Origin of the sequence: Enterobacter sp. ZOR0014, assembly GCF_000798855.1 — a bacterium.
GTDB lineage: Bacteria > Pseudomonadota > Gammaproteobacteria > Enterobacterales > Enterobacteriaceae > Enterobacter > Enterobacter kobei.
Genome location: NZ_JTLF01000220.1, coordinates 1 through 10,593 on the forward strand (window position 1 = coordinate 1; position 10,593 = coordinate 10,593).

9 protein-coding genes are annotated in these 10,593 nt (G+C 56.7%); 1 reads left to right on the forward strand and 8 read right to left on the reverse strand.

What is annotated here, in order from left to right; all coding sequences use genetic code 11:
• Positions 1-113: helix-turn-helix domain-containing protein (locus tag L977_RS23790; protein ID WP_156118168.1), on the forward strand; the 113-nt coding region annotated here is incomplete at its 5' end.
• Here the strand turns inward: L977_RS23790 and leuA are convergent.
• The 8 genes from leuA to proV form a co-directional block, all read right to left on the reverse strand.
• A complete protein-coding gene (gene leuA / locus L977_RS11605; RefSeq protein WP_047625797.1) occupies positions 100-1,755 on the reverse strand; it encodes a 2-isopropylmalate synthase in 1,656 nt (551 codons plus the stop codon). The genes L977_RS23790 and leuA overlap by 14 nt on opposite strands.
• Before the next feature lie 166 nt (positions 1,756-1,921).
• Entirely contained in the window at positions 1,922-3,469 is a 1,548-nt protein-coding gene (gene emrB, locus L977_RS11610; protein WP_032635724.1) for a multidrug efflux MFS transporter permease subunit EmrB, read from the reverse strand.
• Positions 3,470-3,485: 16 nt separating this feature from the next.
• Positions 3,486-4,658: a multidrug efflux MFS transporter periplasmic adaptor subunit EmrA gene (emrA, locus tag L977_RS11615; protein ID WP_014884968.1), complete on the reverse strand. Its 1,173-nt coding sequence runs from the start codon at positions 4,656-4,658 to the stop codon at positions 3,486-3,488.
• Positions 4,659-4,784: 126 nt separating this feature from the next.
• Positions 4,785-5,315 carry a transcriptional repressor MprA gene (mprA, locus tag L977_RS11620; protein WP_014884967.1) on the reverse strand — a complete coding sequence of 177 codons (531 nt, stop codon included), beginning with the start codon at positions 5,313-5,315 and terminating at the stop codon, positions 4,785-4,787.
• A 314-nt stretch (positions 5,316-5,629) separates the two neighbouring features.
• A complete protein-coding gene (locus tag L977_RS11625; protein ID WP_014884966.1) occupies positions 5,630-6,814 on the reverse strand; it encodes an MFS transporter in 1,185 nt (394 codons plus the stop codon).
• A 187-nt stretch (positions 6,815-7,001) separates the two neighbouring features.
• Positions 7,002-7,997 carry a glycine betaine/L-proline ABC transporter substrate-binding protein ProX gene (proX, locus tag L977_RS11630; protein ID WP_023331143.1) on the reverse strand — a complete coding sequence of 332 codons (996 nt, stop codon included), beginning with the start codon at positions 7,995-7,997 and terminating at the stop codon, positions 7,002-7,004.
• Between the two features lie 9 nt (positions 7,998-8,006).
• Positions 8,007-9,077, reverse strand: a complete 1,071-nt coding sequence (proW, locus tag L977_RS11635; RefSeq protein ID WP_047625798.1) for a glycine betaine/L-proline ABC transporter permease ProW — start codon at positions 9,075-9,077, stop codon at positions 8,007-8,009.
• Positions 9,061-10,272: a glycine betaine/L-proline ABC transporter ATP-binding protein ProV gene (proV, locus tag L977_RS11640; RefSeq protein WP_014884963.1), complete on the reverse strand. Its 1,212-nt coding sequence runs from the start codon at positions 10,270-10,272 to the stop codon at positions 9,061-9,063. Before proV ends, proW begins: the two co-directional genes overlap by 17 nt.
• Positions 10,273-10,593: the final 321 nt, after the last annotated feature.

Below are 10,593 nucleotides of genomic sequence, written 5' to 3' on the forward strand. Positions count from 1 at the left end.
AGCCGGTATTAGGTGTGGCGCTGGATCTGGGTTACGGCAGCCACAGCGCCTTTACGGCCATGTTCCGCCGGGTGATGGGTATCTCACCCAGCGATTATTTTAAGAACGACTGACCGCATTAAAGAGCGCCTGAAGCGATGCGCGTGCAACGTCGCTATCAATGCCTACGCCCCAGCGGCTGGTACCGTCCTGGAACAGACAGCGAATGTATGCCACCGAGCGGCTGTCGCTGCGTTCACCCAGCGTGTGTTCGTGATAATCCTTAATTACAAACGGCGCGTTGATCCAGCGGCTCAGGCCATGAGCGGCAGCGGACAGCAAGCCATTCCCGTGTCCCTCAAGCTGACGCGTCCCCCCCTGCGTTGTGACGCTTGCCGTTAAACGCAACTGGCCATCCTGCTGACTGTCGCTGCGGTACGATTGCAGCGCAAACTGCGGTGTTTCCACCAGACCGTAGCGGGTGCGGAACAGCTGCCACAGTGCATTTTGCGTCATCTCTTTTCCGTGGCGGTCGGTTTCCTGCTGCACGTGCTGGCTGAAATCCTGCTGCAGGGCGCGGGGCAGTTTCAGCCCATGATTTTGCTCGATAAGCCACGCGCTACCGCTTTTCCCTGACTGGCTGTTCACGCGGATCACCGCTTCATAGGTGCAGCCGATATCCTGAGGGTCAACAGGCAGGTAGGGCATCTCCCAGCGCTCGCCAGGCTTGCGGGCATCAAAGCCTTTTTTGATCGCGTCCTGGTGCGAACCGGAGAAGGCGGTGTAGGCCAGCCGTCCTGCCCACGGATGGCGCGGGTGTACCGGCAGCTGGTTGCAGGTTTCCACCACTTCCACCACTCGGTTCATATCGCTAAAGTCCAGGTCGGGGCTAACGCCCTGGCTGTAGAGGTTCATCGCCAGCGTCACTAGGCAGACGTTGCCCGTCCGCTCGCCGTTACCAAACAGACAGCCCTCGACGCGGTCAGCCCCGGCCATGACGGCCAGCTCCGCGCTGGCGACGCCTGTGCCGCGGTCGTTATGCGGATGCACGCTGATGCAGACGTCGGCGCGGCGGCTGAAGTGACGGCAGAAATATTCAATCTGATCGGCATAGACGTTTGGCGTACTGACTTCAACGGTGGCCGGTAAGTTGATGATCATCGGACGCGCATCGCACGGCTGCCAGATCTCTGCCACGGCCTCACAAATTTCCAGCGCAAACTCCGGCTCGGTAAAGCAGAAGGTTTCCGGTGAATATTCATACTGCCAGTGGGTATCCGGGTTCTCTTCACACAGCTGACGAATAAGGCGGGTGGAGCGCGTAGCCAGCTCGACGATTTGCGCCTTCTCCATGCCAAACACCAGACGACGGAACAGCGGGGCGGTAGCGTTATAAAGATGTACCGTGGCCTGCTTTGCGCCGCGCAGGGACTCAAAGGTGCGGACGATCAGATCTTCCCGCGCCTGCGTGAGCACCTGAATGGTGACGTCATCCGGGATGCGGTTCTCTTCAATCAGCTGGCGAACAAAGTTGAAGTCCGTCTGCGAGGCGGAAGGAAAGGCGACCTCAATCTCCTTAAAGCCGCAGCTCAGCAGAAGATCCCAAAACTGGAGCTTGCGGACGCTGTCCATCGGCTCGGCCAGCGCCTGGTTGCCGTCGCGTAAGTCGGTTGAGAGCCAGCGCGGCGCGCGGGTGATGCGCTGCTCCGGCCAGCGGCGATCGGGCAGAGAGAGAGTTGGGTAAGGCGTGTATTTGTCTGCGGGTGTGTTCAGCATGGTGCGCTCCTGTTGTCTTTTCACTATCGTGACGAGATTTCAGGCGCGCTGCTTTATCGGAAATGACAATTGCTATCGCGTTTTGGACAACCGGGCCTGCGGATGGCGGCCCGGTTATCGTAGGCCGGGTAAGGCGTAGCCGCCACCCGGCAACCGCCGCACAGGACTAGTGCGCGCCACCGCTCCCGCCACCGGCACCAAACGGTGGTCTGGCAAACCACACCAGCCCCAGCAGGACGATGAAGATCCCTGCCGAAATCCAGAAAATCTCGTTAGCCGAGATAATCAGTCCCTGGCTGGTGATCTGCTGGGCAATCCAGCCGGATGCCTGCTGCTCCGTCATCCCCATGCCCTGCAGCTGGCTGTACATCTGCTGGGCATTCGGGTTGTACGGATTCACCGCTTCGGTCAGCTGGGCATGGTGCATCGATTCACGGTTCGTCCACAGGGTGGTGGTGATCGACGTCCCGATGGAGCCCGCCAGCGTTCGGGTGAAGTTCGACAGGCTCGACGCCGCCGCCAGACGCTCAGGGGGTAAGCCGGAGAGCGTGATGGTGGTTAGCGGCATAAAGAAGCACGCGACCGCGAAGCCCTGAATAAACTGCGGCCACGCCGAGGCGCCAAAGTCCATTCCCGGCTCGAAGGTATACGCACGCCAGTAGAAGCACACCGCGTACATGATGAAGCTGAACGTCACCAGACGACGCATGTCGAGCTTATGGGCGAAGCGCCCAATGATCGGCGACAGCAGAACCGGGATCACCCCAACAGGTGCAGACGCCAGCCCCGCCCAGGTTGCGGTATAGCCATACACCTCCTGCAACAGCTGTGGCAGCAGAACAATCGCGCCGAAGTAGAGCATATAGGCGAGGCTGATACACAGACAGCCGATGGTGAAGTTTCGCGACTTAAACAGCGAGAGATCGACTATCGGGTTGTCGTCCGTCAGCTCCCAGACAATCAGGAAGCTGAGCGACACCACCGCGACAATGGTCAGGATGACGATCTCCTGCGAGTTGAACCAGTCGAGCTCTTTACCCCGGTCGAGCATGATCTGCAGGCTACCGATACCCAGGATCAGCAGCGCCAGCCCGATGCTGTCGATACGCCGCTGTTCGGTGCGCGTCTCTCGTCCCCGCAGCGATTGCAGCGTCATTAATACCACGACGGCGCCAATCGGTACGTTGATGAAGAAGATCCAGCCCCAGTGATAGTTATCGCTGATGTATCCGCCGAGAATGGGTCCGCAGATAGGCGCGACGATCACGGTCATTGACCAGAGCGCCAGCGCGACGGAGCGTTTCGCAGGGGGATAGTTGCTCAGCAGCAAACTCTGGGAAAGCGGGATCAGCGGCCCGGCGACAATCCCCTGAATGACGCGGAAGAAAATCAACATCGTCAGGCTGTTTGACATGCCGCATGCCCAGGAGGCCAGCACAAACGCCACCGTAGACCACAGGAACAGCTTCACCTCACCGACACGCTTTGCCAGCCAGCCGGTGATCGGAATGGAGATGGCGTTTGCCACCCCGAATGAGGTAATGACCCAGGTCCCCTGGCTCAGCGACGAGCCAAGGTTACCGGCGATGGTCGGGATCGCCACGTTTGCGATGGTGGAGTCCAGCACCTGCATGAATGTCGCCAGCGACAGCGCAATGGTCATAATGACCAGCTGCGCGCCTTCCAGCGGTTTTTGCGGCTTTTGCTGTTGCATAACGCTCACCTTCGGATTAACCGGCGTTTGCCTTCACGATGTCATCGATCAGCTTGTTGACCGGATCGAGGCTAATTTCACGGGCGTTACTTTCATAAGCCGGGCTGCTACGCACCTGGCTTGCCAGGATCTGACCGTCGCGGTTCGCGGTGTCAACCGTCACAAGCGTTGAGAGGCCGATACGCAGCGGGTGATCCGCCAGCTGTTTTGCATCCAGTTCAATACGCACAGGCAGACGCTGAACCACTTTGATCCAGTTACCGGTGGCGTTCTGCGCAGGCAGCAGGGAGAAGGCGCTGCCGGTACCCATGTCCAGGCCAACCACTTTCCCGGTGTACTTCACGTCATCGCCGTAGATGTCGCTGACAACCGTCGCGGTCTGGCCGATACGCATATGGGCAAGTTGCGTCTCTTTAAAGTTAGCGTCTACCCACAGATTGTCTGCCGGAACGACCGCCATCAGCGGCGTGGTCGGGCTGATCTGCGCCCCAGGCTGGACGGAACGGCGGGAGACATAGCCGGTCATCGGGCTGACGATTTTGGTACGCTGCAGGGCTAGCCATGCGTTACGCACTTCAGTCGCCGCCTGCTGCACGGCGGGCTGGTTTTCAAGGCTGGTGCCCAGCACCATTGCCTGGTTGGCATTGTACTGTTGAATCGCCACATCCAGCTGCGCCTGAGCGCTGGCAACGGCATCGCGGGCGTGTTGCAGCTCTTCACGGCCAATCAGGTTGGCGGTGCCGAGCGGTACGCGGCGGTTGAGGTCGCTCTGCGCCTGGGCGAGTGCAGTTTTCTGCACGTCGATATTGGCCTGCAGCTGTTTGCTGTTGATCATCAGCTGGCGGGTCTGACGAACGCTGGAGGCCAGCGCGGTCTGGGCTTTCTCAAATGCCTGCTGCGCGTCAGTCGGATCGAGGGTGACCAACACATCGCCTTTTTGCACAAAGTCGGTATTGTCAGCCCAGACTTTCGTCACGCTGCCCGACACCTGCGCCATAATCTGTACCTGGTTCCCTGCCACGTAGGCGTCGTCTGTCTCTTCAGCATGACGCAATACTAAAAACCAATAGATCCCATATGCCACGGCAATAATAATAAAGAGCAAGGTCAACAGAAGAAGGGCACTTTTACGTTTGCCTTTCTTGTTGGCCGGTTGCTGCGGGTTAGTGCTCTCCGCATTTGCGCTCATTGTTGTTCTCCACGATCTTCTTATTTTCACATCGGCTGAGCCGACCTGTTGTCAGAAAGGCCAGCAGTGTGACGTGCTGGCCTGTCGGTTTTCTTATGAATCTGGATTGTTGAGCGTGTCGTCGCGTTAGCGCAGCGCCTCAAGAATGGCGCCATCTTCATCCATCTGATCCAGACGGGTGAGCAGCTTGCGCGTGATGTGCTCAAGCTGGTCGCGCTCGGCGGTGCTGAGGGCAGACCAGAGTTTGTGCAGGCAATTGTGCTGAGGTGGCAGTACCTCACGCAGGAATTCGTGACCTTTGTCGGTCAGTTGCAGATGCAGGCAACGACGATCGTTGTCGCTTTCACGGCGTTCAATCCAGCCGCGCTTTTCCAGCTCATCGGCAATACGGGTTGCATTGGTACGGGAAGAGCCCAGCGCGCAGCTCAGCTCAGAAGGCTGAATACTGTGGTTTTCCTGAGACTCCAGCGTAATCAACGCCATAAACAACGTCTCGTTAATCCCTTGAGCTTTCAGCATCTTATTACGGTTTTCCAGTAGCTTACCCTGCATGTGCATGCACAGGCGAGTCAGCAGGATTTCCTGATACGGGAAGTCCTCATGGCGACTGGCGCGGAATTTAAGCATTTGTTCAATGGGCGTAAACGAACTATCCATTTGGGCATAACCTCATTAATTACAGCCGATATAGTAACGACAGTGACAAATAATGTAAATGAATTATTTGTGCGGTTATATCCGCCAAATGAATGTCACCGTCAGAAAGCGCCGGGTAAGTCCGTGACCCGGTGAGCACAGAAAGAGTAGGGTGTGAACCCGTAGAAGAGAGGATGTGAGGACGGGGGTCTGAACTATTCATGCCAATTGTAGATATGTCACCCACATTAAAATTTCTGGGATAAATGATTACGTTTACATTAACAGACTGCAGGGCCCCTTTATACCCTAAGAGGCCCAAAGCAATGTAAAACTTAGTGAATCGCCTCCTGGCGATGGTAGCCGCGCCACCATACAAGAAGGTTGAGCGCGGCAACGATGGCCCCAATCCCACACACGCCCGACCAGCCGGCATGCTGCCACGCCGACGCTGAAATTAATGAACCGGCAGCACCACCAATGAAGTAGCTGGTCATGTATCCGGCGGTGAGGCGGTTACGCGCTTCGGGTTTCACGCGATAAATCACGGTCTGATTAGTAATGTGGACACCCTGTACGGTGAGGTCGAGTACCAGAATACCGACGATCAGCGCCAGCACCGAGACGTGTCCATACCAGATCGCCGCCCAGGAGAGCAGGAGCAAAACCAGCCCGGCGGTGGTGGTCAAATGTGATTTGCCTTTGTCGGCCAGCCCACCCGCCGGACGCGCGCCCAGCGCGCCCGCAGCACCGGCCAGGCCGAACAGACCAATGACGCCTTCAGAATAGTTAAACGGCGGTGCCGCGAGCAGAAACGCCATTGAGGTCCAGAGAATACTGAAGTTGGCGAAGGTCAAACATCCCAGCAGGGCGCGGGTGCGCAGGAGTTTATCCTGAGTGAACAGGCTGAACACGGAGGCCAGAAGCTGCGGATAGTTAAGATGGTTCTCTTGCTTCACCTTCGGCAGGCCGCGCCACAGCGCCAGCGCCATCACCACCATTAACACGCTCGCCACCCAATAAACGGTGCGCCAGCCGCCGAGGCTTGCCAGTAGTCCTGCCACGGTACGCGCCAGCAAAATCCCCAGCAGCAGGCCGCTCATGATGGTGCCCACTACCTTGCCACGTTTGTCCGGTGAGGCCAGCGTCGCGGCGAGGGGTACCAGGATTTGCGCGACGACGGAGAACAGCCCGGTCAGCGCGGTACCGACGATCATCATCGTCAGCGACTGGCTGCTGGCGGTGATCAGCATGCCACCTGCCGCCAGCAGCGTCATCGAAACAATCAGCATCCGGCGTTCAAACATATCGCCAAGCGGCACCAGGAACAGCAACCCGGCGGCGTAGCCGAGCTGTGCCGCCGTCACGATGAAGCCAGCGGAACTGGCAGAAAGGTTGAACGCGCGGGCGATGGTGTCGAGAAGGGGTTGCGCGTAATAGTTGCTGGCGACGGCCAGACCCGTTGCCACGGACATTAAAAGGATAAGTGCGGGGCTAAGCCCTGGAGTTGTTTTTGTCATGAGTTTCAGGAATCGTTCGTTAAGTGATTATTTTTCCGGAAACCATAATAGCGAATGATTGTTAAGGTGGGGGGATTGTTGGGTGATGGATTGTGCGGTTTAGGGGGATCGTGCGGTCTGGTGCCCCCTCACCCCGGCCCACTCCCTAAAGGGGAGAGGGTTAGGGTGAGGGGTAAGGCTTTGTGCTTTACTTCTGCGCCGCAAGCGCCTCTTTCACCCAGCCGTCAAACTGCTGCTGGTGGGCTTTGATCCAGCCGTCGACGTGACCTTTGACATCCGCTTCAGACGATTTGCCCGCATGCATCATGGCGTTCTGAGCATTGATATCCGCCAGTGGCAGTTTCATTACCGAGAACAATTTTGCTGCCGCCGGGTTTTTCTCGGCCCACGCTTTGTTCGCCACAATGTGCATGGTATTCACCGGGAAGCCATAGTTCATGCCGTTCGGCAGTTTGGTGTCGATATCCTTCTGCTCGCCCGGCAGGGAGGAGAATGGCACCTGCAGCCACACCACGTCTTTACCCGGCTTCAGCACGTCGCTCACCCAGTACGGCGTCCAGGTGTAGTAGATCACCGGTTTACCCTCTTTGAAGCGGGCAATGGTGTCGGCCATCATCGCCGAATAGTTGCCGTGGCTGACATCAACCGTCTTCGCCAGGTCATAGGCTTTGTTCTGGTGATTAATCACCGCTTCACAGCCCCAGCCCGGAGAGCAACCCATCATGTCTGCTTTACCGTCACCGTTGGTGTCGAACAGTTTGGCGATCTTCGGATCTTTCAGCTGTTCAATATTGGTGATGTGGTACTTATCGGCGGTTTTCTTGTCGATCAGATAGCCCTGCGCTGCACCGGTTACGAAGGTGCCTTCACGATAGAATTTCTTGTCGCCACCGGCGGCGGCATACATATCGTCGTGCAGCGGCTGCCAGTTCACCGCGGTAAAGGTGGCATCACCGGAGGCAATCGAGGTATAGCCCACGTTGTAATCCACTTCGCTCGGCGTGTTGACCGTGTAGCCCAGTTTTTCCAGGGCTCGGCTGACGATGAGCGTCTGGAAGCTCTCTTCCGAAATGGTGCTCTGCACCGGCTGCACGGTGATGCCTTTACCCGGCAGGTCAGCTGCAAACGTGCTGGTGGAGACAAGGGTGGCAAACGCTGTGGCAAAAAGTACGTTATGTCGCATCGTTGTTCCTTATTTTGATTTCGTGAAAGGGCGGGTGAATAACCCGACAGGGCCGGTGGTATACCAGCGACGGTTGCCGCGACTGCGTGAATCACGACCGACAGCCTGTGTCAGGCGGTCAAGAATAATGGCGAGGATCACAATGCCCACGCCGCCGACGGTAGCCAGCCCCATGTCGAGACGGCCAATACCGCGCAGCACCATCTGGCCCAGACCGCCCACGGCGATCATTGAGGCAATGACCACCATCGACAGCGCCAGCATCAGCGTCTGGTTAACGCCTGCCATGATGGTCGGCATCGCCAGCGGGAGCTGGACCTTAAACAGCATCTGACGCGGGCTGGCACCAAACGAGCGTGACGCTTCGATCAGATCGGCCGGCACCTGGTTAATGCCCAGAATGGTCAGACGAATAATCGGCGGCAGGGCGAAGATAATGGTTACCACCACGCCCGGCACGTTACCGATACCGAACAGCATTACGATAGGCACCAGATAGACGAATGCCGGTGTGGTCTGCATCGCATCCAGCAGCGGACGAATGATCTTCGCCGCCCGCGGGCTACGTGCCAGCCAGATCCCCATCGGCAGGCCGATGACAATACAGAAGAGCAGGGCGGTCAGCACCAGTGCCAGGGTGATCATCGCCTGCGACCAGGCGCCAATGGCGCCAATGGCAATCAGCGAAATCAGCGTGGCGATCCCCATTCCTGCGCTACCGAACTGCCAGGCGATCAGCGAGAACAAAACGATCGCGACCGGCGCTGGCATACCGAGCATCAGCTGCTGGAAGCCGTTGAGGATGTAATCCACCGGGACGCGGATCCCCTGAAAGAGCGGACGAAAATGCGTTACTACCCAGTCGATCCCCTCCGTGACCCAGCTATCGAGTGGGATCAGCGTTTTATGGAACGGATCCATAATGTTGAAGTGTTCTGTCGCAGGCGCAGGTGCGCTGTTGAGCCAGTCCGCCGCGCCACCGCCATCGGCAGGTGCTGGCGTGGAGCCCCACGCATCGGCAGATTGCGCAGCGCTGTCCGCTGCTTCAGTGGTGCCCCACGGGTTAGATTGATCGGTCATTGTTTGCTCCCTCGCGATCTAAAGCCTGCAGCAACATGCGTTTTGAGATGATGCCGACGTACTGTTGTTCTTCCCCGACGACCGGAACGGCACACGGTGCCTGGCCGACGTGGGAGAGCAACTCGCTGAGCGGCGTTTCGGCGTCCACGGCAAGGGGAGCGTCAATTAACGCCGCATCGATTCCCTGATTTTCGCTAAGGGCGGTTTTCAGGGAGTCGATGGAGACAATGCCGACAAATTTATTGCCGCGTTCAACCAGATAACCGTATTCACGGTCTTCGTCCTGCAGAAGCTTAAGCGCGGAGCGTGGACCAAAACCTGGCGTTTTACGGATAATGCCGTTTGGCGTTCGACGGGCAATATCTTTCGCGCTAAACACATGGCTAATATCCACGCCGCGGAAGAAGGTACGCACGTAATCATTTGCCGGATTATTCAGTATTTCATCCGGCGTGCCGACCTGCACCACCTCACCATTTTGCATAATCGCAATGCGGTCGCCAATACGCATGGCTTCATCTAAATCATGGGAAATAAAGACAATGGTTCGCTGATGTTTTGCCTGTAATTTTACCAGCTCATCCTGCATCTCGGTGCGAATTAACGGGTCGAGCGCGGAGAAGGCTTCATCCATTAATAATATGTCTGGATTAATGGCTAATGCGCGGGCTAAACCCACACGCTGACGCATCCCGCCGGAAAGTTCATCCGGGTAGGCGTGAGCATAATTTTCGAGCCCAACCTGACGCAGCGCATCAAGCGCTTTTTCCTGACGTTCTTGCGCAGCAACGCCCGCTAATTCCATACCGAAAGCGGCATTATCCAGCACCGTCATATGCGGCATTAGCGCGAATGACTGGAACACCATTGCAATCTTCTTTCTGCGCACCTCGCGGAGCTCTGCGTCTGATATTCTGGCGATATCCACGCCGTCAATCAGCACCTGTCCGCGGGTGGGTTCAATCAGGCGATTGAGAAGGCGAACCATAGTGGATTTACCCGAACCGGATAACCCCATGATGACAAAAATCTCGCCTTCTTCAATGGCCAGACTGGCGTCTTTAACGCCAAGCGATAGCCCGGTTTTTTCCAGAATTTGCTCTTTCGTAAGGCCTTTTTCAATATATTTGAATGCGCGCTGTGGATGCTCGCCAAATACTTTATAAAGATTTTTCACTTCTAATTTAATTGCCATGCAATAGAGAGTGTCCTGTTATTTGTTTATGCCAATATGATTACCATGGTAAATTGTTAACGGGCATAACCCTAACATACTGAGAATCTGAGACAACCCTGCGTTTGCTTATGGTGGGGATTTTCAGGTAAGCGAAACGGCTGAATTTCCCATGAGTAAAGGGCTGAGCGTCATTTGAGTTTTTCTTAAATTTTTGCTGCTGCATCGGGGAATTTCGCCTGAATCGGTGTGATTCAGGCGAATATGACGGAGGAATTACAGTGTAGTTCCCAGGGAAATATTCTGGTAGAAATAAAGGGATTTATAGGTAATTAATGAACA